The sequence below is a fragment of the Numidum massiliense genome (assembly GCF_001375555.1).
Taxonomy (GTDB): Bacteria; Bacillota; Bacilli; order Thermoactinomycetales; family Novibacillaceae; genus Numidum; species Numidum massiliense.
This window is the reverse complement of the sequence record NZ_CTDZ01000009.1, coordinates 310147-336515: the sequence shown is the minus strand read 5'-3', so window position 1 is coordinate 336515 and position 26369 is coordinate 310147. Positions and strand designations below refer to the sequence as shown.

Here is a 26369-nt window from a genome sequence, read left to right as displayed (position 1 = left end):
ACATTCTGTACATCATCTAAACGTAAACACTCGCAGCGTACAACAACAGGCGCAACTGCCGTTCATACAGCGCTGGAAACTGTGCCAAGGCAGGCATACTTACTTCGACCGTATACGCCGGACGGCGGAAGGTGCGGATGAACCAATCTTTAAGTGCCGACTCACCGTCCGTATACCGTGCCGATGTGTACCCGCTCACATGTGCCAAACGATTAGCGATCACCTCGGCCTCGCGCGGTTCCAAACCGTTATAGCCCCAACTAATGTGGTCACTTCCGCGACAGAAAGAGATCACGAGGCGAAAGTTGTGTCGGGTTATAAAATTGGTAACGGCTCTTGGTGTACAGGACGACGCTTGCTGTGAAACTGGGGACGAGTGCCTGCGTCTCTGCCCATCCCAATCCTTTTCCCTCCCCCCTTCTCGTTCCCGACCGCCCACTTGACCGCCACCCTCTGCTAAGTGGGCAACAGTTGCACGGCTCGCCACGACCTCCGCCACAAGCCCGGCCGGATTAGGCGTCACGGCCGGGTCTGGCGTCCCCATCCGCTCAGCCAAATCCATCGACAGCCCCCCTTGTGCGTACCCGCCCCGCTGGCCACTCCCCGTCCAAAACTGCGGCCATTCCGACAGTGTACGCCCATTTTCCCCAGCGCCATCTCCCCCCGCAATTGCTCGCTCGACGTCGTCCGGAGCGACAAGCGGGACGAGCCATATCGCCGTCTGCCGAAACAGTTCTGCCATGCTATACCCCACAAGCCGGGTGCCATTGTGGAACGCGGCACAGCAGTCCTCGACAAACCGCATCAAAAGTAGCGTCGTACACCACGCGTCTCCGCTCGAGGCCGCAAACAGACCGAGTTCCTTCGAACCGTCCCCGAGACGAATCGCCAACAAGGGCTTCCCTTCCTCCGAGTGGCCGATCGTTTTTACAAATAAAAAAGGGTACCGTCGCTGCAACCGCCGTAAATCGGTACGTATTTCCTCGTACCCGTACTCCTGATCCGCATGCACAATCCGTGCGGTTGCCAGCGCCAGTGGAATGGCGATCACCTGCCCTGGGTACAGCAGGTGTGTCCTAAATTGCGGATTTACAGCGCGCAGGTGTGGATTTATAGCAATAATGTCGCGAGACGATACGTTAAATTTTCCCGCAAGCCGATCGATCGTGTCGGCAGGCTGCATGACGTATTGCCGCAGTTGTTCACGCGGGATGTAGACGATCTCTCCCGGTACAAGCCGTGCATCGCTGCGCAACGCGGGATTCGCACAGAGAAGCGCCACTTCATTCACCGCAAACCGCTTCGCAATCCGCAACAACGTATCCCTTTTACGGACGACATACGGCCACACTTGCATCTGACACTCCCCCCCACCTGTTGAGCAATCCGTACAATCACGCAGCTGTACGTCCGTTCGGTCTGAACCAACCGTTCAGCTGTTTAACCATCTTTTGTACCAAGATATGTGCCTACCGTGCGACTAGTACCTCCCCGTCATTAGCAACGTGGGATTAACAACATTCCGAGACAGCTATGCCGCACATCGCTCGGTTCTTTTCTCCAGGCAAATAAGCTATACTCAAAACAGCTAACAAGTGAACACAACTTATCAACCAATGACGAACAACTCCGTCAACGACTACATCATTAGAAAAGGAACATCCGTCTATGTCCCATTTACCTCGTACTTTACAACAGTCTTTGCCAGATGCGTTCTGCCGTCAAATGCAAGACATGCTACCGCCACGCGAGTACGACGCGTTTCTCCAAACGTACAGTGAACCGGCAACGCGCGGCCTACGAGTCAATACGTTAAAAACGACTCCGTCCGCGCTTACAAATGCGGTTCCATTCGCACTTAAGCCCATCCCGTGGTGCGAGACGGGCTTTTACTACAAGCAGGCGGATCGCCCCGGGCGCCATCCTTACCACCACGCCGGCGTATACTACATCCAAGAGCCGAGTGCAATGGCCGTCGTCGAACTGCTCGATCCTCACCCAGGGGAAAAAATATTGGACTTATGCGCCGCGCCCGGAGGTAAGTCGACCCATATCTCGGCAAAATTAGCGGGAGATGGGTGGCTCGTGAGTAACGAGATTCACCCGCAGCGCGCCAAAGTGCTCGCCGACAACATCGAACGGTGCGGTGTCCCGAATGCCACCGTATTAAACGCCGCGCCAGACGAATTAACAGACCGTTTCCCCGCCTATTTTGACCGCATAATAGTCGATGCCCCATGTTCCGGCGAAGGCATGTTTCGTAAAAACCCGGAAGCAATTGGCGAATGGGGGCCGGAGGCAGTTGACCACTGCGTGCAGCGACAACTCGACATCCTGCGTGCCGCACTGCCGATGTTGCGCCCAGGCGGTCGCCTCGTCTACTCGACGTGTACGTTTAACGACCGCGAGAACGAAGGTGTCGTGACGACTTTGCTGCAGCAGTTTCCGGAACTACGCCTGCTCGGCGAGTCTTGCGCGCCATTCGCCGACCAAACAAACGACAGTCGCGCCGCCATCGAACGTCATGCACTCGTCATGGGGCAGTCACCTGAGAATGGCTGTGTGTTCCGCCTCTGGCCACATCACTTGCGAGGAGAAGGTCACTTCGTCGCTATGTTTGAAAAACGAGAGGAACAGCTTCAGTCCAGTCGTACCACTCGTGGTCAGCACAAACAAAAGGCCAAGAAAAAAGCAAAGTCGGGGCGCACACTCGATCGCGGCCAGCGCCAGCTCCTTGACACATTCATCCGCGAGACTCTACAGTTACAAGCGGGCACACGTCAAACACAAGAGGGAATACGTCAGACACAAGCGGGGATACGTCAGACACAAGTGCCCGCTGGCACCGGCAATTACGTGCTGTACGGCAACCATTTGTACGCCACTTCGTCCGACTTACCTCCGCTCGACGGCATTAAAGTGGTGCGCCCCGGGCTTTACTTAGGCGAGTTCAAAAAAAATCGCTTCGAACCGAGCCACGCGTGGGCAATGGCGCTCAAAGCGACAGACGTGCAGCGTACTGTCGCCCTTACCGAAAAAGAACGCCAACACATTGACGCCTATTTGCGCGGGGAAACGCTCTCCGCGGAGCAGTCAAACAAAGGATGGGTGCTTGTCACCGCCGACCACTTCCCGCTCGGCTGGGGCAAACAAGACGGCACCCAAGTGAAAAACCACCTACCTAAGCACTTGCGCCTCCATACGCGATCACAATAAATAAATACGGGGGTGACCGAAAGCAACCTTCGTTTTTCGGTCTTACCCCTTTTTCACACGTCGCTTCCGATTACAGCGACGGAAGCGTCTGTCCCTTGTTAAAATTATGCATATTCACTTCGTACGTCACCTTAACCGTGCGCGCCTTCTTGCCTTTCTCTTTTGCCTCTAAACGATAGGAGAGCGTCAGCGAACGAATAACCTGCTGTTTCATGTCGACAGTGACGCGTACAACCGGGTGATCGCGTAACTTGTACGTCGTACCGCTCATGTCGACTTGCGGCAGTTGCTTCACTTTTGCGCGCGACTCCAGGCCGTATTTCTTGCGGTCGAGCGTCACTTGAAACTGGCCGTCTCCTTTAGGATTAATCGTGAGCACACTGTCCGCCATCCCGAGCAACATCTCCGTCGGGCTATCTTTGTAAGTGATGCCCAACATCCGTAAATCTTGCGCCGTCGTCAACTTCCACCGTTTGTCGCCCGTCAGCTTGTAGTACAGCTGATCGTTTACCGCTAGAATGTTACCGGTACTTTCAAATCCGGGTAATTGTACCACTGCTTGCATACTGTAACCTTGATCGGCAACGTACGCTCCTTCCAACACGAGAAGTTCTGCGGGCGCATCTGCAGCCGCTTGCGTTTGGATTTTGCTATCAAAATCGTAAGATTTTTTCTCCATCTTTTTAACAATTTGTCGCACATATTTTTTCGGGTCCTTTTCGTTGTGTGAGCAGGCAATCAACGTAAACAAAACAAATACCACGCCTAACAACAATCCCCTTTTACTCCCCATAAGGTGCAGATCCCTCCTAGATGGGATGTATTATACCACGACACGAGCCTAGAGGGAAAGCGCTTTATCAGAAATTGGCTAGTCGAGACCTTTCTCCAAGTAAGTCATTACAATCCCTTGCGGCATTAACTGCTCTCCTATTTCGATAAACCCGTGCCGTTTATACAACTGAATAGCCGGGCTGTTCCGCGCCCCCGTTGCGACCGTTAACGTCGCAGCCGCCCCCGCGGCGAGCTGCTTCTCCACATACCGCAAAAGCGCACTCGCAATCCCCTGCCGAAAATAATCCGGGTGAACCATTAAGCGGTGAATGTCGAGTACAGTGTCCTTCGTTTTATACGAAATCGCCCCCGCTAGCCGCTCCCCGTCAAAATATCCGTAAAACTGTTCACCGCACTGTTGCAATTTGTCGTACGAATCGCGCAGCAGTGGAATTTCGTCGCTGCCGAGCAGCTTCGCCTCAACGAGATAGGCCGCCATTTGAACCGACAATAAAGCTAACGCTTCCCGACGATTATGTAAATCAAGTGCCCGAATCATGCTGTTTGCCGCCTCTCCATTTATTAAATACAAGGGCCAATCGACTGTTGTCTGCCGCGATACTTCTCGCCTTCATTTTCTGTTACAATAGTTGTACCTAGGTTAATTGGGAGTGGTTTTCAATGCTAAAAATCGGATCACACGTCTCCTTTTCCAAAAAAGGTCTACTCAACGCGACAGAAGAAGCACTCGGCTACGGCTCGAGTTCGTTTATGATTTATACCGGTGCACCGCAAAACACGCGCCGCAAACCGATGGAGAAGCAATACGTCCCCGAAGGACTCGAACTGATGAAGGCCAACGGGATCGACGATATCGTTGTACACGCCCCGTACATCATCAACCTCGGCTCTTACAAAAAGAACACGTACCAACTCGCGATCGACTTTCTCAAAAGCGAAATCGATCGCACCGCTTTTATCGGAGTGAAAAACATCGTCCTTCACCCGGGCGCGTATACGGACAAAGACGCGGCGTACGGTATCGACCGCATCGCCGAAGGGCTGAACGAAGTGCTCACTTCCGATCAGACGGTTAATATCGCCTTAGAAACGATGGCAGGCAAAGGAACGGAAATCGGACGCACGTTCGAGGAACTGGCCGCAATTATCGACAAAGTGACGCACAACGACAAGCTGACGATTTGCCTCGATACGTGCCACGTGCACGACGCCGGTTACGACATCGTGAACGACTTCGACGGCGTCATCGAACAGTTTGACCGCATCATCGGCCTTGAGCGGCTAGCCGTCTTACACGTCAACGACAGTAAAAATTTCCGCGGCGCCGCGAAAGATCGCCACGCCCCCCTCGGTTCGGGGCTCATCGGCTTCCATGCCCTTTACGACATCGTCAATCACGACGTCGTGAGAGACATCCCAATCATTCTCGAAACGCCGTGGATCGGCAAAGAAAAAGCGAGGCAGCGCCCGATGTACGAAGCAGAAATCGCGCTCCTCTCCGACAATGCCGAGCAGCGCTTCGGCGCTAACTTTTACGAAGACGTAGAGAAGCTGCAGCACTTTTGCAAAAAGGAGTCGCTCGACAGCCGTGAGTTCATCGTCGGCACGTGGCAACTGCTGCAAGATAAAAAACAGAAAAAAGCAGACAAACGCGAACCGATGGAGCGCTTGTACGACCTCGTTACGGAAGCAGAGCTGTTCCCCGACTACACGGAAGAACAAATTAACCACCGACTCGTCGCCCTGTTTGCACAAAAATAAAAACGACAACGCATGCGCTTCATATTCCCTAGGTTAACATACCTTAAGTAAAAAAGTACCGTTCCCAGCCAGTCTATATTGGCCGGGAACGGTATTTCCTTATCACATGCCGATCTGTACCGTTCTGAACCTAACTATTGTCAGACAAATGCTTGAGATCGTAGCGAAAGGAGCGTTCCGGGATCCACTCCTTTTGCAAGTGATTGCGACTGTGAATGTCTAGGTAATCGTCGTACACCTCAACGTATACACTTTCGCCGTGACGCATAATCGACGAACTGCCGAGCATCAAAAAACGGTTCGCGTGCATTTGTTTCGTTTTTTTTAAGCCGGCGTGCGTATGTCCGGAAAAAAAGACGACTTCCGGGTGCTCCTCTAAAATATTTCGTAATTCCTTGTGTTGCCAAATCATCGCTTCCCCTTCCGATCCCGGCAACGTGTTCGGCAGCGGATGGTGAAAGAAGACGAACGTCGGCCGCTTGCTACCCCCAGCCCCTCGCGTCCCCAGTAGCTTTTGTTCCCGCGTCTGTTCCTGCGGCTGCCGCTCCTGCAGCTTCTGTCGTAGCCACATAAGTTGCGCGTCGCTTATAAAGCCGTTGCGACCATGCGTCAAGCGACTGTTCACGTATTTTTCGTGCGACATGAAAATAAAGTGGTATCCGTTCAGCCAAACGTCGTGGTACGGACGCTCATAACCGGTAAACCGCTGGAACAGCTGCAGCGCCTTCTCGTTCGACCAACTGTTCGGAAAGTGACGCAAGTCTTTTTCCTTGCGGTCATTGTAACGCATGCGGTAAAAGTCGTGATTACCAAGGGTAAAATGTAACGGTGCATGCGGTGTTCCCTCTATTAAGCGCCGCAAAATCGTAAAGTGCTCGGGAAAGCCATTCGTTAAATCGCCGTTTACCGCAAGTAGCCCGATCTCCCGATTTAACTGCCAATAATCTTGTAACGCTGCCGTAAAGCGGCGGTGCACATCCTCGTTGTCTTCATAAATATGGATGTCACTCATGACGGCGAACGACAGGCGGGGCTTGTCAGCAGCGACGTGTGCGATCTCTCCTGTCGTTGTCCTCATTGCTACTGCCGACTCTCCTGCGGTTACACCTATTGTCGCTACCGTCTCTCCAGCAGGTGCTCGCATTGCCGCGGTCTTCACTACCGGCATTGCCCAGCCAAAACCGCAGGCGAGACAAACTACTGCGAAAATAACGATAAACACCTTAACGTTTCGTCGTACAAAGAAGTTACCCATTTCGGTACACGTACCTTCCTACATTTGCAGATTCAACTGTTAAGGTGTCCTAACGCGTCAATCTCACACGTAAAAAGGAAAATTTCCCTTACTTACCAGATCACTTCCTTGCGCTAACCGTCCTGTTACTTCGAAGGTATCCTACCGAGCCCCCTTTGGACCTCACACATGTTTTCTGCAAACGTATTTCTCGAGCGCTAACCGTACCCCATCCGCATTGTTTGACGCCGTAACAGCGTCAGCCGCAGCCCGTAATTCTTCGGGGGCGTTAGCGACGGCAACTCCTAAACCGGCGTAGGCCAACATTTCCGCATCGTTATAATAATTGCCGATTGCTAGGACGTCGGCCGCCTGCAAGTTTAATTGCGGCACGAGCCAGCGCAGCGCTTCGCCTTTGCTCGTCCCGCGCTTCATAATGTCGATGAAATGTTCACCGCTCTGCACGATTGTTAAATCACTACCGTATTGTTCGGTCAGGCGAGGGATTAACTGTTCGATCGTTTTTTCCTTTTCGCTGAAAAGCGTACACTTCGTCACCTCTTCGGGAATGTCGCGGAAATCGCCGATCTCGAACGGTGCGACATGATATCGCTCATACAGGGCTATCATTTCGGGCGCCATCTGTTCGACATACATATTTTTTTCCGTAGTCAAGTCACAGTGAACCGAGTATTCATCGCATATATCCCGAAAGATCCCTAGATAGCGACGCGGGATCGTCGCCGTGTACAGCGTCTCAGCAGAGGAGGCGTCGATCACAGTCCCGCCGTTATTTGTAATGACGTGGGAAGCGAAGGTTGTGTTTTGTAACAACTTCCGAACCGATTGCGTCGAACGCCCTGTACAAATCACGATATATTTTCCTTCCTGACGCAAACGTTGTAATAGTTGCTTCGTCTCTCGCGTTATTTCTTTCTCGTCAGTTAGTAATGTGCCGTCTAAGTCTAAAGCGATCAACTCGTATGTCACATGGAGTCATCCTTTTTATAATAATTATAGTTTGCACAATTAATGATTCTTGTCTGAGGAAGATGAAAGACAAGTAATCCATAGTATATCATTATAATCATAAATACAAACACTCATTTACAGAGGTATGTGTCAAGCTTTACTCGACGACCTTACAGGATCAAGGATTTAAAGACCTAAATATGTCATTCCCTAACGTTCACTTGTTGTCCGCCCTTGAGGAGTTAACTCTTCAAGGACGGCGATTAACCACCTTATCCAAATACCCAATAGCACTTGAAGCTGATGCGGCACCTACTTGGATCCTGCCAACTTGAACCCCAATGTGATCCGACTTACCTATTCGCCTCGCATGGCGTTTTAGTTTTTGTGTCACTTGGCGGTTGGGCCAGACAGTTAATAATGCCTGTCTCAACGTCCCATTGGTAACGCCTTGTTGTACTTTGGCGATGGCTTGAGCCCCTTCTTCACTCCAGTACATGCCACGACGTTTCATGCGGTATGCCAGACGTCTCTGGTTCGATTCCATGCATCCCATCCTACGAGCATTTTTTGGCACGTCTGGACTAACCTCACGCCAGTCGCAGAGGATCTCCCAGTGCCCTTCAAGATACTTCTGCATGTTCTCGATACGCTTTTCCTCTCGCTCCGTCTCTGCATTTCCCTGTGCCGTATCAATCACCGCTTTAAACCTATCCTTATTTTTTTCGGATATTGCCTTTTCAATTTGAGGAATGAGCCTTGGCTGGCGGCTCAACCCGCGACGAATACTCCTCTTTACGTGAAAAGGATCCAATTGGCGGACAACCGATGTCGCTTCAGAAAAGGTATTTTGAACGCGTTCCTCAGAGATCCATGAAGCCGCATCCGCATTAGTCGCCACATGTGTATGTGAGAGATCCCAACGATGTCGAATCGCTGCATAACCTATTTCCCAAAAGTCATCCACCGATTCAACGGTAGAAAAGACGTGACGATCTGTTAACGAGACACGCTGTCCGTTTTGCTCCCACCCGGTATAGGCAAGCATATTTTTGATCTCTATTCCTTTGCCTCTCCCTTTGACGTATAAGCCATCTGCTTCGCAATATAAGTGCTTAACGGACGGAGAGTTAGGAATTACCGTATCCTCAAAAATTCGATCCCTTTTTTCAGCATCCATGACAGCTTGAGCTTCACCTGCTTCTTTTACTAAGCGCTGAAACGTCGTATGGCTGATCGTTATACCGGCAAGTTTTTGCGTGACCTCTGAGGCGAGGCGGTAGGTCATTCCCGGCGCTGCAGCTAACTCTGCTCCGAGCATCATAAGGTCTGGGCTGTATCTTTTACGGCGTTTTAAACCGATTGCCTCATCGACAGGGTAATGTGCGTTTCCGTTTCGGTCGTACATCAAGTGGCGTTTATAGGACACTGTCCCAAAAAAACTGGTGAACTCCCGGCTGTCCAATCGCTCACTTTTCCAACCGTATTTTTCCTTGTAATGCGTCGTCATCATCTGATCGAGCTGCTCCAAAAATTCTCCGAACAGATCAGCCATCACTTCCATCAGGCGAATACGTAAGCTTTCCCAAAACGACAACATATCTGTAGACTGTTCCAAGATAGTAGCGATTTCTGGTATAATGGTTTTCAAGGAAGACCTCTCCTTTCGTGGTGGTTAGGAGTACTATTTAGGTCTTCCTTTTCTATATTCTCCCTCCAAATTCCTGCTAAAACCCTTCGAGAGAAATGTTACACATACTTTACAGAGCAACTTTCATACGGACAATCGACTCATCAGAATTTCGTTTTATAGACATAGAAAAACGCCTCCTATCAATATTAAGAGACGCTCATCGACGAGGCACTTCTCCGCAGAAACCAAGGGCGCCTCGTTGTAGCTTGCGGGACTGCCTCGTTGTAGCTTGTTGTATGCAATATTTAAGCCCGTTGGCAAACTTCGCCAACGGGCTTAAAACGTTTATATGACGGGCTTTCCCGCCGTTGTGGTGGAGCTAAGCGGGCTCGAACCGCCGACCTCCTCGTTGCGAACGAGGCGCTCTCCCAGCTGAGCTACAGCCCCATAACCTATTATTCATTATACGCCCATTCGGACGGCATTTCAAGTGAATTGCTTCGCAAAAAAGTGAACGAATAATGGTAGCGGCGGAGGGGATCGAACCCCCGACCTCACGGGTATGAACCGTACGCTCTAGCCAGCTGAGCTACGCCGCCAAATGTTTCACGCGCGCACACTTTTTTTCAACGAACAAATACAATTATATTACTGCTTGTCGTTCTTGTCAATGCACATTCGCATTTTTTTTCGTGTTACAACGGTGTTTGATAAATGCGGTATTTTTCCCATTTAATATGGCGCAGGGGAAGGATCGCTTCAAACTAGCGACCGATTGTCCCTACGACTACAGCTGAAAAATCCCATAAAATACTTCGTTAACCGTTTTGCACTGTTTCTAACTCGTTGACTAAAATTCGTGTGCCGTCGACCGACACAACTTCGATTGCCGTTCCTTGTTGTACCCACGTACCGTTGGAAATGGCGTCATACCGTTTGCCTTCGATTTCGATAATGCCGGATGGGCGTAACGTCGATGTGACGACACCACGTTTTCCGACGAGCGACGTAAACGATTCATTGATCGTACTGTACCCTTTCTCTTTCGTCAGGCGATCGCGCAACGTCATCCGTTCCCACATATCTCTTTTCGGGAAAATGCGAAACGACAGCATGCTCGTTAAGAGCCCTAAAATGACCGCAGAGGCGACTCCCGCTCCGAGTGCGAGATCGTTTGTCGGTACGACCATCGCGATTAACATTAATACGACACCGACCGTAGCTAAGGTACCGTCTTGAATAAGCTTGCCATCCACGACCATTAATAGTAGACCGATGACGAATAAACCGAGCATCCAAGAAGAATAGTCACTATTTCCTGTCGTACTGTAAAAATACATAGCTAACGAGCCAAGTCCGATCACTCCGGCAATCCCTTTTGCCTTTACTAAAAATTCTGTAACGATAAGCGCAATTCCAATAAATGCGAGTAACAGGATTCCCCACGTCGTTCCCGTCAGGACTTCTAACAAGCGGCCGAACCTCCTTTGTTACAAACATAATACCTCTTCATATTCAGTATACACCTTCTGGCGGCTCTAGAAGATATCGTTTCGTCGTACAGTACAATGACACAATGAAGGCATGGGCGATTGTTAAACGTGTCATCGCCCTACACGAATCGCTTACATATATTATACGGAGAAAAGAAGCAGAAGTTTCGCTTCTGCCCCCTTCAATTTTATGGATACGGCGCGCGACTGTTGCCTATTTATCTTTTCCGCCATTCTGTAAATGTTAGGCGTCCGATCTGCCTTTTCGGCATTGACACATACGGCCAACGCATGCAGTCTTCGTCGTCCACGTCGAACCCGTCGACGACAGTAGCATCTATGTATCCATTTGGCTGATCGTCAGAACTGTAAGTCTCATGGTTACCCACCGTCTGTCCCCCCTTACACGAATTTCCCCTGCACTGCAAGAAACACTATCCGCCTTAATGTGAACCTGTGCGAGCCACTGTTGTGCGAATAATAGTTAGTATTCCCCGGGAAATGGACCGCTATCGTCTGTAGACGAACAATTCGTCAACCGTTACACCCAAAACTTCCGCGAGACGAAAGGCGAGTTGTAATGTCGGATCGTACTTGTTGTTCTCAATTGAGTTAATCGTCTGCCTAGTGACGCCGCAGCGCTTTGCTAATTGACCTTGTGATAGACTCACCTGTTTACGCAACGTCCGGATGTTGTTTTCCATCTTATGTTAACCGCCGACGAGCAACGACGAAAAAGATGGCATAAGCGATGAGACCTACGATCACGACGTCGAATCCGTGCCGCAAGAAGTCGCCCACCTGCTCGGGGACGAGCGCTGGAATGCTCACGAGCGACCCCCGCTGCGCTTCGCCAAACCACGGAATCGCGAGGATCCCTCGTTGCAAACAATACGCAATTATCACTATCCAACTTGAAAGCGTCGCCCGTCGCCGAATTTCCTTCTGTCGCTCATCGCCTTTCGCATCTTTGCCTCCAGATAAATAAATACAATAAAAAATTGCTCCCCCAATTATTAAGCCACCGACAATATTGGGCAAAACAACGCTAGCTCCCATCGCATTCCCTCCAAGTGTAAAAAGTATTTTACACCTCAATCATACATCATCTCACATGGGTGTCAAATACTTTTTACACAAGCGCCTCTCGCCTTTGGCGTTTTGTTTACCCGCCATGCCGACCTTTGGCAAAAAAATAGGGCTACCTCCGCTGCCACTTATACAGTGACGTCTGGTGTAGCCCCATAACGGAATACTTATTTTGCCAGTTCGTAAATCGCCTGCGCGTAAATCGCCATCGCCCGGCACAAATTGTCGACGTCGGCGTTCTCGTCTCGCTGGTGCGCCGTTTCCGGTTCACCTGGGAAGAGGGCGCCGAAAGCGACGCCGACATCTAACGCACGACCGTAAGTCCCGCCACCAGTCGACAACGGCTCGGCGTTCTCGCCCATCTGCTCACTGTACACTTTCAATAGCGTTTGGACTAACTCGTGCTCTTTCGCGACGTGATGCGGCACTTGATCCATCACATCCTTACCGAGCGCAAAACCATAGCGCTCGCCTGCAGCTTCGATCGCCGGTACGAAGCGCTCTGAGCGGTCCGACACAGGGTAGCGCAAACTAATGCCGAGGCGCGCTTCACCGTCGTACGCGTAGTTAAGCGTACCGACGTTAACAGTAAGCGGGCCAGTCACTTCGTCCGAAAACGCAATCCCTAACTTCTCGCCGAAGAAGCTGTCCACGAAGTAGTCGTGTACGAGCCCGATAAATTGGTGCCCGCGCGCGTCTAAATCGAGCACGTTAAGGAAGCGTGCCAGCGTGAGGCCGGCGTTCAACCCTTGATCTGGTTCCATTCCGTGGTGCGATACGCCTTTAATTCTAATATACAGTTGCCCCTTGCGTTCTTCGCATTTTCCTTCGAGACCGTGTTCCATCACGTACGACTGAAAGCGTTCCTTCACCGCAAACACGTCGCTCGTGCCGACTAGTGTCGCTTCCGCTAGATCAGGCACCATGTTCGTGGCGTTGCCGCTCGTGAAAGACTGTAGGCGCCAGCCATCTTGTCGCTCGGTGGAAACTTTGCCCGGCTGCTGTACTAAGTGAAAGTTAAAGATACCTTTCTCAGCGTTAATGAGCGGGAAATTCGCATCGGGAGCAAAGCCCATGAGCGGCATTGGCTCAGCTTCAAAATATTTCTTAATCCCGATCCAGTCGCCGACCTCTTCGTCCGTTCCAAAAATGAGACGGACTCGTTTGTTCAGCGGCAAACCGAGTTCTTTAACCATTTTCAACGCAAAGACGGCCGCCATCGTCGGGCCTTTGTCGTCGATCGCTCCACGAGCGTACAGTTTCCCGTCGCGTACTTCCGGTTGAAACGGATCGCTCGTCCATCCATCGCCCGCGGGAACGACGTCTAAGTGACAAAGAACGCCGATAATGTCGTCCCCATCGCCATACTCGGCGTGCGCGGCGTAACCATCGACGTTATGTGTTTTAAACCCGCTTTCCTCACAAAACTGCAACATAAAGTCGAGCGCTTTAGCCACTTCCTTACCGCTCGGCTTCCCGGGTTCTGCTGTCGTCTGATCGTACACACTCGGAATACTAAGTAGCTCTTTCGTCTTCGCGACAAACGCTTCTTTACGATTTTCCGCTTCTTTTTTCCAATTTACCGTCATACGAGTCAGTCTCCTTTCATATGTGTATCCTTTTTTGTACTATTTTCATAACCTGTAGCGCCTACTTCTTGCAACGTACGCAGCACTTGTTTGTGAATGTGGCCGTTCGTGCCGAGCACATTCCGCACATTTAAGTCAAACGGCTCCCCAAGCGTGTCGCTAACGCGCCCTCCCGCTTCCCTTACGAGCAACCCGCCCGCCGCCACGTCCCATGCGTTCAAATCGATCTCCCAGTAACCACTCATTCTTCCCGCTGCAACATAAGCGAGCTCCAGCGCTGCCGAACCGAGGTTACGCATGTTGCGCACTTGACCCGTTAACGCAAAAACACCTTTCTTTTTACTCTCGCAATGATGTTTTTTCAGACCGGAAAAACCGGTCGACACGACGGATTCAGCCAGCGTCTGCTCCTCTGATACGTAAATCGGCATGCCGTTTACCGACGCGCCACACCCTTTCTCCGCGATAAAACACTCGTCGCGCATCGGGTCGTAAACGATTCCGAGGCGCACCACGCCGCGGACTGCGAACGCAACAGATACCGAAAAAAAAGGAATGCCGTGAATAAAGTTAGTCGTGCCGTCAATCGGATCGACAATCCACAAATACTCCTCGCGCGCCGCGACTCGGAGCGCCCGCTTCGCGGCTTCAGCACCAGGCTCTACTCCTTCCTCACCTAAAATCGCATGCTCCGGAAAGACCTCCAAAAGGCGCTCGCGAATGATCTCCTCCGCCTTTTGATCGACATCTGTCACTAGGTCACTCTCCGACGATTTATAAGAAATTTGTTGGATGCGATCGACTTTGCTGCGGATGAACTGCCCTGCTTCCCGGGCGACAGCGATTGCCACTTCACGCGCCCGCTTCATCTCCATTCACTTCATTCCTTCCTTTTCTTTATCCACTTATAACTATATCAAATCCACTTTCTTAAAGGTATGCCCTTTAACCGTATTATAAAAAATAATCTTCTCAGACAACATTTTTAGAATTTGTTAAACGGTGCATGCCAACCGTTCATCGTGTTGTACGAGCGCCAAAACAAGCACGCTCGTCCATAAGCGAAACGAAAAAATGTCTTTCTTGCGCACACGTATGTTACACTGGTGACAGTGATTAACTGATTATTTCTCGAGGTGACAAACGGTGCAACTTCGCAAACAGCTTGAACAGCTACGCGCAATTTTATACACAGGCAAACCGCAGGAAGCAGCGCCTACACTAACACAAGAAGAATATATTGAACGATTTGAAGCGCGAATCGCGCGTGACCCAGCAGTGGAATGGCAGGCCCTCGTCACGTATGGCCGACCGCTCGTGCCCCAATACCGAGCGCGACTCGCCGACATTCACCGCATGGCTCGTTTACTACAAGGGGATGACGCACCAGCACCTCCGACAGACGATGAGGCGTTACTGAAGCAATTGTACGAAGAGATGATGGAATTGGAAACCGAACAGGAGTGGCAAACGTGGGCCAATCAATGGTCCGAACAAGTGGAAGACCGAAAGTGATAGTTTAAACGTCGCCACCACTTGCAACGCGCTCCCGCAGCAAGCGATCTTTTATGTCGATCGTCAAATCGTAAAAAGCGAACGGCTTTGTTTCATACGCTTGTAACTTCTCCAAGTACTGCTGCGCCTCCCGCTTTAATTTTCCGAGGTCAATCCCCATACAATCGTCAGGGAACGGCGCCAGCTTCTCTAAGCCGCCGCGAAACAGTTTACGCGCCCCGTTCACATTGCCGTTGCCGAAGTGGTACAAGGCGACGGCAACTTGCAACAAACCTTGGTACAAAGGATGGCGCCCTTCTGCCAACCACAATTCTTCTAACACTTCGTGGCACTCGTAATAATCCCGCTCGATATTAAAATAGTAAAGAAACGCTTTGTACAACGTTGGGTATGTTTCCGGTAGCGACCATTGCGACCATTTCACGCCAATCCCTCCCGCTAAAAAACTTTTGTACAGGTACTTATATCCATTACACTCAATTGACATCCGTTTCGTTTATTAGTATAGCGAGCCTCCTTGGCTACCCGGCTTGCGTTCCAAGTTATTACTTATTACTTGTTGCAACGAACAGCGTATGAAATTTCAACGCGTCAGCTATTGTTGCTCTGTCGCCGCACAATCGATACAGTAACCGACAACTTTCCCTACGATTTGCGCCCCCGAAATGGGACCGTATGCGAGGTGATCGCCACTGTGTGCACCGTCGTGTGTGCGATCTTGGAGCACGAAAAATTTCTCTGCAGCCATTCGCCACTCGTACGTAGCATCCCCCGATTCGTTACCGCGCACATTCGGCACTGACAATTCTCGATTCGGAAAGTCCGCTATTTCTTCGCCGTCCACCAACACCTTGCTGTTCACGATTTTCACGGTCTCACCCGGTAATGCGACAACTTCATACACCGTGTGAGTAGCACTGCTGAAGTCCCCGTCCGGTTGTCCGTCGGACAGTTGCCCATTCGATGCGTTTTTCACCAACAGGAGTGCGCCCCTCGACACAGCATCAGTCTTGACATTAGGGTCAATGACGAGTTTTTCACCATCTGCCGCCGTTTGGAAGACGACCATGCCCTCTTGCGGCGTGACGTGTGAAAGCTTGTGCTCCCTTCCGTCTGTTGTGGCAGACTGTTGTCCCTCTTTGTGATCAGACGACCTTTCTTCCCGTCCGCCAGGCTTGGCCGAATCGCCTCCTTCCTGCTGTAACTGCTTATCGCGGTGCCCCCCACCTTTGTACGCATCACCTGCATCACTTTTTCCGTTACCGCTCAAACCGCTCGAACCGTTTGAGCCATTCGAACCATCTCGTACGTCCGCTGCACCAGATTCCTTTTGACCGCTCGTCTCGTTCGCTGCATCTGACTCGCTTGGGCCATTCGGCGCATCCATGCCGATCTGATCGTTTAACTCGCTCTCGCCAATTCTCTTTCCCACCATCTCCTCTTCCCCTAGGTCCTCTCCCGTGAAATCTGACGGCGTTCCGAACGGCGCGCCGTAGACGACGTATACTAAACAAACGAGGACGGAAGCAGCGAGGACGAGCGACAAATTGCGCCACCGTTTACGCCGCTTTACCCACCGGACGCCGCTTCCGACGGCAACTGCCTCGTCTTGCGCGTCAACCGTCCCCCCCCTCACTTCGTCGCTCAATCGCCCCGCTTTTTCGACTTGCTCGCGAACAACGTCGCCCTGCTGCACAGTTACCTGTGTAGCAGTTTCTCTTGCAGCAGTCATCTGTTCGGCTCGCGTACATATATGTTGTAACATTTCCTGTTGTTTCTCCTCGCTCAAACGCGGACGCGGCATACGGTCAAGTTGCTCCAACAGTTCTTCTTCCGTGATCGACCGCTCATTTTTGTTCCGTTTCATATGGAACACCCTCCTTCCGCTTTTGCTCGTAAAGCCGTTTGAGCTTTTTGATGGCGCGGTGAAACGTATACTTCACTTTTCCTTCCTTCCAAGCGAGCACTTCTGCTGTCTCACTAACCGATAGTCCTTTAATACCGCGTAAAATGACGACTTCACGGTAGTTCGGCTGCAATTGATTAATAGACGCGTACAGTTCGCGAACGTCTTCGTTCATTTGCAAGCGCTCCTCCGGCGTACGCTCAGCTGACGTATGCTGTTCAATCGCTTCTTCCGGAACGAACTGAATAACTTTTTTCCTCCGCCCGCGGTCGATGGCGAGGTTACGGGCGATCGACAATAACCACGTTTTTGCACTCGAGCGACCTTGAAACGTATCGATATGTTCGATTGCCTTTATAAAAACATCTTGTAGGATGTCTTCGACATCGACGTTATTCGTATAATAAACTAAAAAGTGATACACGTCTTGGCTGTATTGCAGGAATAGTTCCTCAATGCGTTCCATCTCGCCCCTCCCTGCGACAATCAGAGGCGTTTCGTTACTCTAATAGACGTACGAAACAGCTAAAAGTCGCACCTACAAACCTTTAAAAAACACTTTCGGCTGTTGCCAATTCCAATTAGTTGCCAAATGCCGAGCTGCTTCTTATTTTACGGGATAAGTGGGTTATTAGCTACAGCATTTTTCATATTATTCGCGGGTTTGCTAGTCGTACAAACGCATGTAATCGTTTATAATAGGGGGCGACCGCTGCGCAGGGCGAGTTTCTTAAACAATTTTGACTGAACAGGATGTGAACATCGTTGAATTTACAAGAAGCGACTTCAGAAAACATGGCCTTTATGATTACGGATCTAAAAAAGCGTCTTAAAACGGTTAACGACTCTTTGATCAATCCCGACGATTTTCGCCTCGAAGATTACGCCGAGTTACGCGACATTTACGAGTTGGTTGCCAAGCGGGAGTCGCTGTCGATGATGGAAATCGAAGGCATTTTGACCGAACTGAGGGAGTTGCGGGGACGGAAGTAAGAAGTAGCAACCCCCGACGCATAGTAAGGTGCCACGCCATAGTTAAAGCCCCGCCGCTTTCGCGACGGAGCCCTTTCGTGCAGCATGGACGCCTATTGTGCATAGGCTGAGCACGAGTCAGTATGCTGGCAACTGTATTTACAATTTAGCGCTGAATGTTGCTTACTTGTTCGCGGTATGGATCGCGTGTCCCATAATGCCTTCTGCCGCTTCAGCAATTGCTTCAGGCAGCGTCGGGTGGGCGTGAATCGTCAGGGCGATATCTTCCGCCGTCGCGCCGAATTCGATCGCCGTTACCGCTTCGGCGATGAGCGAGGAAGCTTCCGGTCCGACAATTTGTACGCCGAGGATGCGTTTCGTTTCCTTTTCGGCGACGACGCTGACGAAGCCGTCTGCGGCGTTCATCGTCAGGGCGCGTCCGTTAGCCGGGAACGGGAAGCGGAACGAGGTCGCTTCGATGCCTTCTGCTTTCGCTTCGTCTTCGGTCATGCCGGTGTAGGCAATTTCCGGATCGCTGAAGACGACGTACGGCATGGCGCGGTAGTCGACGATGCTCGGCTGGCCGGCAATTACCTCTGCAGCGACTTTCCCTTCGTAGCTCGCCTTGTGCGCGAGAAGCGGCTGGCCGGCGATGTCGCCGATGGCGTAAATGTGCGGCACGGACGTTTGCATTTTTTCGTTCACCTTAACGAAACCTTTCTCGTCCAAGGCGATGCCGATTTGCTCTAAGCCTAACTCATTTGTGTTCGGCTGGCGCCCGATGGCCACTAAGACGACGTCGGCGTCAATCGTTTCTTCCGCACCTTTAATTTCCGCCGTGACGGTCACTTTGTCGTCACTTGCTTCCGCTTTTTGCACGAGGGCGTTCGTCTTAAACGTCACTTTGTTTTTCTTCAAGTTTTTCGTGATGAAGCGGACGATCCGCTTATCGGTTCCGGGTAACAGTTGGTCGGTCCCTTCCAAAATTGTCACGTCGCTGCCTAACTTCGCATAGGCCGTTCCGAGTTCGAGGCCGATGTAACCGCCGCCGACGACGATTAATTTACCCGGTACTTCTTGTAAACTTAACGCTTCGGTCGAAGAGATGATCCGCTTGCCGTCGAAAGGAAGTCCTTTCAGCTCAAAGGGACGCGAACCGGTAGCGATAATGCAGTCATTGAACTTATACGTCTGACTGTCGTCTTCCGTCGCAATGCGCACTTGGTTTTCGCCGGAGAAATAGGCCTCCCCTTTGATTACCGTCACTTTGTTCCCTTTAAGCAGTGAGCCGACGCCTTTAGTCAATTGGGAAACGACCTTGTCTTTCCACGCTTGTGTTTTCGCGTAGTCGACGGACACGTTGTCCGCCATTAATCCGAGGTCACCAGCGTTTTGCATTTTTTCGTACAGTTCTGCCGCCGTAATGATCGCTTTCGAAGGAATACAGCCGCGGTTCAAGCAGACGCCGCCTAAGTCACTTTTTTCCACTAAGGTGACGTCGCGGCCCAGTTGGGCGGCGCGGATGGCAGCGACATAGCCACCCGGTCCGCCTCCGACGACTAGTACATCGACTTCGTTCGCAAAATCTCCCACTACCATTTACTTCATCTCCATCATTAAAAGTCGGGGATTCTCTAAGTAATGTTTGACTAACCGCATAAAGCGGGCTGCTACGTCTCCGTCGACGAGGCGATGGTCGAACGTCACGTTGAATCCCATCATTTTCCGAATGACGATCTCACCGTCTCGTACGACAGGTTTCTCAGCTATCGTACCGATACCGACGATCGCTACTTCAGGATAGTTAATGATCGGGGTGAAGAACATCCCGCTACCGACCGACCCTAAGTTGGAAATGCTGATCGTGCTGCCTTTCAACTTATCAGGCGCAACTTTGCGATCGCGCGTTTGCGCCACCAAGTCGTTAATTTCGTCCGCTAACTCCCACATCGTCTTTTGATCCGCATGTTGGACGACGGGCACCATTAACCCTTCGTTCGTCGCTGCGGCGATGCCAATGTGATAGTAGTGCTTAATGACGATTTCGCCAGCTTCTTCGTCAATGGATGCGTTGAGCGTCGGGAACTCGCGCAACCCGGCAATAATCGCCTTCACGATAAACGGCAAGTACGTCAGTTTGATCTCTTTTTCTGCAGCGAGCGGTTTTGCCCACTGACGCAGTTCGACGAGTTCAGTGACGTCAACTTCGTCCATCGCCGTCACGTGCGGGGCGGTGAACTTCGACTCGACCATGCGCTCGGCGATCACTTTGCGAATGCCTTTAAGCGGAATACGCTCTTCGCTGCCCGGTTCGAAGGTGCGCGCTACTGCTTGTCCTGCTGTTCCACCTGCTTGTGCAGCCGGTGCTGCAGCTTCTGGCGCTGCCGGCGGTGCTGCTTTAAAGTTTTGCACGTCGGCCGCGGTCACTTGACCTCTGTTGCCGGTAGCCGGTACTTGCGTAATGTCGACGCCTAGTTCGCGCGCTAACTTGCGCACGGAAGGCATAGCGAGTACTTTCTTCGCTGCCTCGCGATCGGCACCCGCATCTACCGCTGGCGGCGCATCTGTTGCCGCAGCTTGTCCTGCTTGCGCCTTCTCAGCCGGTGCGGTTTCTTCCGTAGCCGCAGCAGACGGTTGCGCTTGTGCGTCGTCCGCACCAGCATCTCCCGCCGGGTCGTCGTCGGTCGCAAACGTAGCGAGCACTTGCCCAACTTCTATTGTATCACCTTCGCTCGCATTTAACGAATTCACTTTCCCGGTAACTGGAATTGGAATTTCAACGACCGCTTTATCTGTCTCAACTTCAGCGAGCACATCGTCTTCTTTTACGTCGTCGCCTACTTTAACGTATAGCTTTAAAATTTCTGCTTCATGTATTCCTTCGCCGATATCCGGAAGTTTAAAATCGTAAGCCACTGTTGTGCCTCCTTTTGGCTATCAATCAAAGTCCAATACTTCGACTAACGCTTGTCGTACCCGATTAGGCGTCGGCAGCCACTGGTCTTCCATCATGGCAATCGGGAAAGGCGCGTCAGGTCCGGTCACCCGTCCAATCGGTGCTTTTAGATGTAAGATCGACTGTTCACTAATGCGCGTAATAATTTCCGATGCAGCCCCGCCAGTACGCGCGTGTTCTGTCACGACGACGACGCGTCCCGTTTTTTCGACAGAAGCGGTGATCGTCTCCATGTCTAACGGTGACAGCGTGCGGAGGTCGATCACTTCTATAGAAACCCCGCGCTCTTTTTCAAGCTGTTCGACTGCTTTTTGCGAAATGCGCACCATGTTGCCGTACGTCAAAATCGTCGCGTCGGTACCTTCTTTAACGATATTCGCTTGACCGAGCGGTACGATGTACGAACCTTCCGGCACGTCTTGTTTTACCGAGCGGTAGAGCGGCATCGACTCCATAAACAACACGGGGTCAGGATCTTGAATCGCCGCGAGCAGCATCCCTTTCGCATCGTACGGGTTGCTCGGAATGGCGATTTTCCAACCCGGGCTGTGCCAAAACAACGTCTCTAAGCTATCCGAGTGCAGTTCCGGCGCTTTGACGTAACCGCCGAACGGCGTGCGGAGCACCATCGGCACGTTGAAGCGTCCGCCGGAGCGCGCGTGCATCCGCCCCGCTTGGGAAGCAATTTGGTCCATCGCTTCAAAAATAAAGCCCATAAACTGAATTTCAGCGACCGGCTTCATCCCGACAGCGGCCATCGCGACCGCGTGTCCGATAATTGCCGATTCGGCGAGTGGTGTATCCATGACGCGGTGATCGCCGAACTCTTTTGCCAGGCCGTCTGTCGCTCGGAACACACCGCCGTTTTCACCGACGTCTTCCCCGAACACGACGACATTGTCGTCTTCTTTCAGCGCGACGCGCATCGCGTCACAAACCGCTTGTACCATCGTCATTTTAGCCATTAGGCTTCCCCTCCCTTTTGCAAGAACACTTGTTTAAAGGCAGTGTAGTCTTTCGGCTCCTCTGCGTACACCGTATCGAGCAGCTCGGCGATCGACCCTTTATCCATTTGTTCCACTTTCTTTATCGTCGCCGATATTTCGTCGTTCATTTCGTTCACAGTCGCCTCTTCTTCAGCGTCGCTCCAGAGGTTTTTGCTTTCTAAGTAGTTGCGGAAGCGAGTCATCGGGTCGCGTTCGCGCCACTCGTCTTCTTCCGTTCTTTCCCGATAACGCTTCGGATCGTCCCCGGACATCGTGTGCGGCCCAAGGCGGTACGTCAACGCTTCGATCAACGTCGGACCTTCACCCTTGCGCGCGCGGTCAGCCGCTTCTTTCGTCGCCTGGTAAACGGCGAGCGGGTCGTTTCCGTCGATTTGAATGCCAGCCATATCGTAGGCGAGCGCCCGCTGCGCAATCGTCTCGTTGTTCATTTGTTTATGCAAAGGTACGCTAATCGCGTAACGGTTGTTTTGGCAGAAGAAAATGGCAGGTAACTTGTATACGGCAGCAAAGTTCAACGCTTCGTGGAAGTCACCTTGCGACGTCGCGCCGTCGCCGAAGAACGAAATCGCTACATCGTCTTTGTCGCGTAGCTTCGACGCCCACGCGATGCCAGATGCGTGCAACAAGTGCGCAGCGATAATAATTTGCGGCGGGAACATATTTACATCGTCAGGAATGCGTCCGGCGCCGCTTTGCCCGCGGGAATACAAAAACACTTGCTCAAGCGGAATCCCGTGATACATCGATGCCCCCATGTCGCGGTAACTCGGCAACAGCCAGTCGCTCTTCCTGAGGGCAGCCATACTGGCCACTTGACACGCTTCTTGTCCGCCGAGCGGTGCATAAAAGCCCAATCGGCCTTGTCGGTTCAGTTTAATGACGCGTCCGTCGAATACGCGTAGCCGCAACATCCAGCGATACATATCTTTTAATTCGTCGTCGCTAAGATCCGGAACGGTTTGCCCAGCATTAACTTTTCCGTCCTCGGATAAAATCTGCTGCATCTCAACTTTCAAATCAGGACTGATTAGGTCCACAGTAACCACCTCGCATACAGTAATAAACGCTTGTTGCAAGAAAAGGGTAAAATAAACTGTTCTATATGAAGATTTCACTCTGTTTATTTTATCTTCCTTGCGTAAACGTGTGATGACAAACTAACGCAGCGATAAAAAGGTAAGTTTCTATTGGTGTTTCTTCGCATTCACTATTATATACCCTTTTGTTTCAAAAAGAAAGCCCCTGCTGTTCTATACCTCAAACATAATCTGTTATATATCTGTGATAACGTTTGCTGCCACCTATTGCGCACACAATATGACAATCAAGTTTAGAATCCCCGAAACTGGTACGATTTATAACCGTTTCGCGAGCAGAAACTGCGCGCCTACTTGCCGACCGTACGAGTAACTTCTCACACAAAACTCATGGCGTAAGTATATAGCCAATAGGGGGCAAAAAGAAAAACAAGCCGATACTCCTCAATCTAAGGGGTTTCGGCTTGTTTTGTCCTATTGTGAACCTCGTGCATCACCTGGCTTATTACTTACACCTAAGCGAGCACTTTTTTAAACGCTTCGGTCAACTTCGGTACGACGTCGAACAGGTCACCGACGATGCCGTAATCGGCCACTTTAAAAATATTCGCCTCAGGATCTTTATTGATCGCGACGATCACTTTCGAGTTAGACATACCAGCCAAATGTTGAATGGCGCCAGAGATGCCGCAAGCGATGTACAGATCGGGGGTGACGACTTTACCGGTCTGGCCAATCTGCAGCGAGTAATCGCAGTAGTCGGCGTCGCACGCCCCGCGCGAAGCACCGACGGCGGCACCGAGTAAGTCGGCTAACTCGTACAGCTGCTTAAACCCGTCGGCACTCTTGACGCCGCGGCCGCCAGCGATGACGACGCGCGCTTCGGAAAGGTCGACTCCGGACGATGCCTTTTGTACAATTTCTTCGACGATCGTCTTCAGCGAATCGGCTGCGATAGTAGGTGTGGCGTCACTGCGCGCAGCCTCAGGCGCATCAGCTACTTCTTCTGCAGTAATGTTGTTCGGCCGCAGCGTGGCAAAGACGAGGTTGCCGTCTTTGAACGCTTTTTTGACGAACGCTTTCCCCGCGTAGATCGGTCGCGTAAAGACGACGCGTCCATCGGCATCTTCGACATCGGTACAATCGGAAATGAGACCATATTCAAACTTGGCCGCGAGCCGGGGGCAGACATCTTTGCCGATCGCTGTGTGCGGTGCTAAGATGACGTCTGGCGCCTCTCCTTCGATCACGTCCGCCCACGCTTGCACGTAAGCGTCCACCGAATAGTCCTGTAAACTTTCGTGATCGATGTAAACGACGTCTGTGGCGCCGTAGCGTGCTAATTCCGCGGTAACGTCCGGTAGGCCGTTTCCTGTGACAACCGCCGTGATCGTCCCCCCATCCGTTAACCGCCGCGCAGCCGTGAGTGCCTCAAAAGATACTTGCCTGAGCGTTTGCTCCCTTAGCTCTGTAAAAACTAATATTTTTCGACTCATAAGTCGGTTCCCTCCTTAGTTTTCCCCTTCAAAAAGCGTCATGCGCGTTTGTTCACTAACTGCTCCGCACGCATGTGTGGTAACAAACCAATTAGATGACTTTCGCCTCGTTTTTCAGCAGCTCTAACAATTCGTCTACTTGCTCGTCCAACTCACCCGTTAAAATGCGCCCAGCCGCTTTTTCCGGTGGTAAGAAAACGTCCAGTTCCTCCGTTTTCGCCGCGATGGCGTCCGCGTCGAGAGAGAGGTCGTCAGCGTCTAAGCGGTCGAGCGGTTTGCGTTTCGCTTTCATAATGCCGGGTAGCGACGGATAGCGTGGGTCGTTGAGCCCTTGTTGCGCCGTTAATAGGACGGGTAGCTTCGTCTTCAAGTAAGCGACATCACCTTCGATGTCTTTCGCCACTTTCACTTCGTCACCGTCAATCGAGAGTTCGGTAATGGTGGAAATGTGCGGAATGCCCAATTCCTCCGCCAGGCGCGGCCCGACTTGTGCCGAACCGTCGTCGACAGCCATGTAACCCCCGAGAATGATGTCGTATTCGAGGTCTTTAATGACCGCTGCCAACACTTTCGCCGTCGTATACTCGTCCCCGAACAAAGAATCGTCACTGGCGATGATCCCTTTATCGGCGCCCATCGCTAGCGCGGTGCGGAGGGCCTGTTCAGCGCGGTCGGGACCAATCGTAATGACCGTCACTTCTCCGCCGTGTTCTTCTTTCAACTTAATCGCTTCTTCGACCGCGTACTCGTCGTACGGGTTCATGACGAACTCTACCCCGTCTTCACTAATTTGACCGTCTTGAATGTCGATACGCTCTTCTGTGTCGAACGTTTGCTTAATGCACACGAGTATATTCATGAATAAATCCTCCTTATTTATCCTTAAAATGCGGTTCGCGCTTTTCGATAAAAGCTGCAATACCTTCCCGCTTATCGTCGGAAGCAAACGCGCGACCAAACGCATCTGCCTCAAAATCAAGGCCTTCCGCCAGAGGTACGTCACCTGCCGCCCGCACAGCGCCGACAATTTCTCTCGTGGCGACTGCGCTTTTACCGGCGATCAGCTCAGCAATGCGCCGAACTTCCGGATCGAGTTGCGCCGCGGGAAACACGCGGTTGACGAGGCGAAGTGAATGCGCTCGCTCTGCTGACAGCGGTGCGCCCGTTAACATCATCTCCATCGCCACTGTCTCCCCGACGAGACGCGTGAGGCGCTGCGTGCCACCGAAACCGGGGATGAGCCCTAAATTGATCTCTGGCTGACCAAGCTTTGCCCCCTCCACGGCGTACCGTAAATGACAGGCCATCGCTAATTCCAATCCCCCGCCGAGACAGTGCCCGTTGAGTGCGGCGATAAACGGTTTCGGCGATTGTTCAATGTCGTTTAGGACAGCTTGGCCGCCTTTCGCCAGTTCGCTGCCGGCCGCATTCGCTGTCTCAGCCATCTCCTTAATGTCGGCACCAGCGACAAACATTTTTCCAGAACCTTTAATGACAGCTACCTTGATCGCGCTGTCATCTTTTACGCGTGTAACCGCTTGCTGCAGCTGTACGAGTAATGACCGACTTAACGCATTGGCCGGGGGTCGATCGATGGCGATATAAGCGACGCGATGAATGACTTCCAACCGAATAAGGTCGTTCACACTCTCCCTCCTTGCAATGTTACGTGATAGCGAGCGCCACAAGTTGCGGCGC

The 26369-nt window shown here is 51.7% G+C and carries 26 protein-coding genes and 2 tRNA genes; 4 read left to right on the top strand and 24 right to left on the bottom strand.

Going from position 1 to position 26369, the window contains the following annotated elements:
* Nucleotides 1-16 precede the first annotated feature (16 nt).
* Complete coding sequence (locus BN1247_RS02125) at nt 17-1357, bottom strand: LysM peptidoglycan-binding domain-containing protein (protein ID WP_054948909.1); 1341 nt, start codon at nt 1355-1357, stop codon at nt 17-19.
* A 311-nt stretch (nt 1358-1668) separates the two neighbouring features.
* Here BN1247_RS02125 and BN1247_RS02120 point away from each other — a divergent pair, with 311 nt between their 5' ends.
* Entirely contained in the window at nt 1669-3216 is a 1548-nt protein-coding gene (locus BN1247_RS02120) for an RsmB/NOP family class I SAM-dependent RNA methyltransferase (RefSeq protein ID WP_054948908.1), read from the top strand.
* 70 nt (nt 3217-3286) lie between these two features.
* Here the strand turns inward: BN1247_RS02120 and BN1247_RS02115 are convergent, their stop codons facing one another.
* Nucleotides 3287-4009 carry a hypothetical protein gene (locus BN1247_RS02115; protein WP_054948907.1) on the bottom strand — a complete coding sequence of 241 codons (723 nt, stop codon included), beginning with the start codon at nt 4007-4009 and terminating at the stop codon, nt 3287-3289.
* Between the two features lie 78 nt (nt 4010-4087).
* The gene (locus tag BN1247_RS02110; RefSeq protein WP_054948906.1) at nt 4088-4549 is read right to left on the bottom strand and encodes a GNAT family N-acetyltransferase; all 462 of its coding nucleotides are present in this window, start codon (nt 4547-4549) and stop codon (nt 4088-4090) included.
* Between the two features lie 122 nt (nt 4550-4671).
* Between BN1247_RS02110 and BN1247_RS02105 the strand changes: the two genes are divergently transcribed.
* On the top strand, nt 4672-5772 hold the full coding sequence (locus BN1247_RS02105; protein ID WP_054948905.1) for a deoxyribonuclease IV: 1101 nt from the start codon (nt 4672-4674) through the stop codon (nt 5770-5772).
* Nucleotides 5773-5902: 130 nt separating this feature from the next.
* On the opposite strand, the gene BN1247_RS02100 is transcribed toward BN1247_RS02105, so the two are convergent.
* From BN1247_RS02100 to BN1247_RS02055, 11 genes are all read right to left on the bottom strand, one after another.
* Nucleotides 5903-6994, bottom strand: coding sequence for a metallophosphoesterase family protein (locus BN1247_RS02100; protein ID WP_187119692.1), 1092 nt, complete (start codon nt 6992-6994; stop codon nt 5903-5905).
* Between the two features lie 195 nt (nt 6995-7189).
* A complete protein-coding gene (locus BN1247_RS02095) occupies nt 7190-7996 on the bottom strand; it encodes a Cof-type HAD-IIB family hydrolase (protein ID WP_054948903.1) in 807 nt (268 codons plus the stop codon).
* Nucleotides 7997-8228: 232 nt separating this feature from the next.
* A complete protein-coding gene (locus BN1247_RS02090) occupies nt 8229-9578 on the bottom strand; it encodes an ISLre2 family transposase (RefSeq protein WP_187119684.1) in 1350 nt (449 codons plus the stop codon).
* Nucleotides 9579-9982: 404 nt separating this feature from the next.
* Nucleotides 9983-10058 (bottom strand) — tRNA-Ala (locus tag BN1247_RS02085).
* Between the two features lie 75 nt (nt 10059-10133).
* A tRNA-Met gene (locus BN1247_RS02080) sits at nt 10134-10210 on the bottom strand.
* 219 nt (nt 10211-10429) lie between these two features.
* Nucleotides 10430-11083 (bottom strand): NfeD family protein, encoded by a 654-nt coding sequence (locus BN1247_RS02075; RefSeq protein ID WP_054948902.1) that lies wholly within the window; start codon nt 11081-11083, stop codon nt 10430-10432.
* A gap of 239 nt (nt 11084-11322) precedes the next feature.
* Nucleotides 11323-11493, bottom strand: coding sequence for a hypothetical protein (locus BN1247_RS17550; RefSeq protein ID WP_157360841.1), 171 nt, complete (start codon nt 11491-11493; stop codon nt 11323-11325).
* 120 nt (nt 11494-11613) lie between these two features.
* Nucleotides 11614-11808 (bottom strand): helix-turn-helix transcriptional regulator, encoded by a 195-nt coding sequence (locus BN1247_RS02070; RefSeq protein WP_054948901.1) that lies wholly within the window; start codon nt 11806-11808, stop codon nt 11614-11616.
* A gap of 1 nt (nt 11809) precedes the next feature.
* The gene (locus tag BN1247_RS02065; RefSeq protein WP_054948900.1) at nt 11810-12163 is read right to left on the bottom strand and encodes a hypothetical protein; all 354 of its coding nucleotides are present in this window, start codon (nt 12161-12163) and stop codon (nt 11810-11812) included.
* 197 nt (nt 12164-12360) lie between these two features.
* Nucleotides 12361-13782 carry a dipeptidase PepV gene (gene pepV / locus BN1247_RS02060; RefSeq protein ID WP_054948899.1) on the bottom strand — a complete coding sequence of 474 codons (1422 nt, stop codon included), beginning with the start codon at nt 13780-13782 and terminating at the stop codon, nt 12361-12363.
* Nucleotides 13783-13787: 5 nt separating this feature from the next.
* Complete coding sequence (locus BN1247_RS02055) at nt 13788-14657, bottom strand: inositol monophosphatase family protein (protein WP_054948898.1); 870 nt, start codon at nt 14655-14657, stop codon at nt 13788-13790.
* A gap of 271 nt (nt 14658-14928) precedes the next feature.
* Between BN1247_RS02055 and BN1247_RS02050 the strand changes: the two genes are divergently transcribed.
* Nucleotides 14929-15297, top strand: a complete 369-nt coding sequence (locus BN1247_RS02050; RefSeq protein ID WP_054948897.1) for a hypothetical protein — start codon at nt 14929-14931, stop codon at nt 15295-15297.
* A 4-nt stretch (nt 15298-15301) separates the two neighbouring features.
* On the opposite strand, the gene BN1247_RS02045 is transcribed toward BN1247_RS02050, so the two are convergent.
* From BN1247_RS02045 to BN1247_RS02035, 3 genes are all read right to left on the bottom strand, one after another.
* On the bottom strand, nt 15302-15721 hold the full coding sequence (locus tag BN1247_RS02045) for a DUF309 domain-containing protein (protein ID WP_231633086.1): 420 nt from the start codon (nt 15719-15721) through the stop codon (nt 15302-15304).
* Nucleotides 15722-15892: 171 nt separating this feature from the next.
* The gene (locus BN1247_RS02040) at nt 15893-17164 is read right to left on the bottom strand and encodes a S26 family signal peptidase (RefSeq protein WP_054948896.1); all 1272 of its coding nucleotides are present in this window, start codon (nt 17162-17164) and stop codon (nt 15893-15895) included.
* On the bottom strand, nt 17145-17669 hold the full coding sequence (locus tag BN1247_RS02035) for an RNA polymerase sigma factor (RefSeq protein ID WP_054948895.1): 525 nt from the start codon (nt 17667-17669) through the stop codon (nt 17145-17147). The genes BN1247_RS02040 and BN1247_RS02035 overlap by 20 nt, the downstream gene beginning before the upstream one ends.
* A gap of 299 nt (nt 17670-17968) precedes the next feature.
* On the opposite strand from BN1247_RS02035, the gene BN1247_RS02030 reads away from it, so the two are divergent.
* The gene (locus BN1247_RS02030; RefSeq protein ID WP_054948894.1) at nt 17969-18196 is read left to right on the top strand and encodes a DUF1128 domain-containing protein; all 228 of its coding nucleotides are present in this window, start codon (nt 17969-17971) and stop codon (nt 18194-18196) included.
* 162 nt (nt 18197-18358) lie between these two features.
* On the opposite strand, the gene lpdA is transcribed toward BN1247_RS02030, so the two are convergent.
* The 7 genes from lpdA to BN1247_RS01995 all read right to left on the bottom strand — a co-directional run bounded on the left by lpdA (nt 18359) and on the right by BN1247_RS01995 (nt 26317).
* Entirely contained in the window at nt 18359-19774 is a 1416-nt protein-coding gene (gene lpdA / locus BN1247_RS02025) for a dihydrolipoyl dehydrogenase (protein ID WP_054948893.1), read from the bottom strand.
* Complete coding sequence (locus BN1247_RS02020) at nt 19775-21091, bottom strand: dihydrolipoamide acetyltransferase family protein (RefSeq protein WP_054948892.1); 1317 nt, start codon at nt 21089-21091, stop codon at nt 19775-19777.
* Nucleotides 21092-21112: 21 nt separating this feature from the next.
* Nucleotides 21113-22096, bottom strand: a complete 984-nt coding sequence (locus BN1247_RS02015) for an alpha-ketoacid dehydrogenase subunit beta (RefSeq protein WP_054948891.1) — start codon at nt 22094-22096, stop codon at nt 21113-21115.
* The gene (gene pdhA, locus BN1247_RS02010; RefSeq protein WP_231633085.1) at nt 22096-23175 is read right to left on the bottom strand and encodes a pyruvate dehydrogenase (acetyl-transferring) E1 component subunit alpha; all 1080 of its coding nucleotides are present in this window, start codon (nt 23173-23175) and stop codon (nt 22096-22098) included. Before pdhA ends, BN1247_RS02015 begins: the two co-directional genes overlap by 1 nt.
* Before the next feature lie 515 nt (nt 23176-23690).
* Nucleotides 23691-24671: an electron transfer flavoprotein subunit alpha/FixB family protein gene (locus BN1247_RS02005; RefSeq protein ID WP_054948890.1), complete on the bottom strand. Its 981-nt coding sequence runs from the start codon at nt 24669-24671 to the stop codon at nt 23691-23693.
* Between the two features lie 91 nt (nt 24672-24762).
* Nucleotides 24763-25530, bottom strand: a complete 768-nt coding sequence (locus tag BN1247_RS02000; protein ID WP_054948889.1) for an electron transfer flavoprotein subunit beta/FixA family protein — start codon at nt 25528-25530, stop codon at nt 24763-24765.
* A gap of 13 nt (nt 25531-25543) precedes the next feature.
* Nucleotides 25544-26317: an enoyl-CoA hydratase-related protein gene (locus BN1247_RS01995; RefSeq protein ID WP_054948888.1), complete on the bottom strand. Its 774-nt coding sequence runs from the start codon at nt 26315-26317 to the stop codon at nt 25544-25546.
* Between the last annotated feature and the right edge of the window lie 52 nt (nt 26318-26369).

Excerpts from the sequence above, each read along its gene's own strand:
- BN1247_RS02015 (WP_054948891.1), bottom strand. The coding sequence starts at position 22,096 with ATGGCTAAAATGACGATGGTACAAGCGGTTTGTGACGCGATGCGCGTC.
- BN1247_RS02120 (WP_054948908.1), top strand. The coding sequence starts at position 1,669 with ATGTCCCATTTACCTCGTACTTTACAACAGTCTTTGCCAGATGCGTTC.
- BN1247_RS02035 (WP_054948895.1), bottom strand. The coding sequence starts at position 17,669 with ATGGAACGCATTGAGGAACTATTCCTGCAATACAGCCAAGACGTGTAT.
- BN1247_RS02070 (WP_054948901.1), bottom strand. The coding sequence starts at position 11,808 with ATGGAAAACAACATCCGGACGTTGCGTAAACAGGTGAGTCTATCACAA.
- BN1247_RS02125 (WP_054948909.1), bottom strand. The coding sequence starts at position 1,357 with ATGCAAGTGTGGCCGTATGTCGTCCGTAAAAGGGATACGTTGTTGCGG.
- BN1247_RS02040 (WP_054948896.1), bottom strand. The coding sequence starts at position 17,164 with ATGAAACGGAACAAAAATGAGCGGTCGATCACGGAAGAAGAACTGTTG.
- BN1247_RS02105 (WP_054948905.1), top strand. The coding sequence starts at position 4,672 with ATGCTAAAAATCGGATCACACGTCTCCTTTTCCAAAAAAGGTCTACTC.
- BN1247_RS02000 (WP_054948889.1), bottom strand. The coding sequence starts at position 25,530 with ATGAATATACTCGTGTGCATTAAGCAAACGTTCGACACAGAAGAGCGT.
- BN1247_RS02055 (WP_054948898.1), bottom strand. The coding sequence starts at position 14,657 with ATGGAGATGAAGCGGGCGCGTGAAGTGGCAATCGCTGTCGCCCGGGAA.
- lpdA (WP_054948893.1), bottom strand. The coding sequence starts at position 19,774 with ATGGTAGTGGGAGATTTTGCGAACGAAGTCGATGTACTAGTCGTCGGA.
- pepV (WP_054948899.1), bottom strand. The coding sequence starts at position 13,782 with ATGACGGTAAATTGGAAAAAAGAAGCGGAAAATCGTAAAGAAGCGTTT.
- BN1247_RS02065 (WP_054948900.1), bottom strand. The coding sequence starts at position 12,163 with ATGGGAGCTAGCGTTGTTTTGCCCAATATTGTCGGTGGCTTAATAATT.
- BN1247_RS02110 (WP_054948906.1), bottom strand. The coding sequence starts at position 4,549 with ATGATTCGGGCACTTGATTTACATAATCGTCGGGAAGCGTTAGCTTTA.
- BN1247_RS02005 (WP_054948890.1), bottom strand. The coding sequence starts at position 24,671 with ATGAGTCGAAAAATATTAGTTTTTACAGAGCTAAGGGAGCAAACGCTC.
- BN1247_RS02115 (WP_054948907.1), bottom strand. The coding sequence starts at position 4,009 with ATGGGGAGTAAAAGGGGATTGTTGTTAGGCGTGGTATTTGTTTTGTTT.
- BN1247_RS02090 (WP_187119684.1), bottom strand. The coding sequence starts at position 9,578 with ATGTTGTCGTTTTGGGAAAGCTTACGTATTCGCCTGATGGAAGTGATG.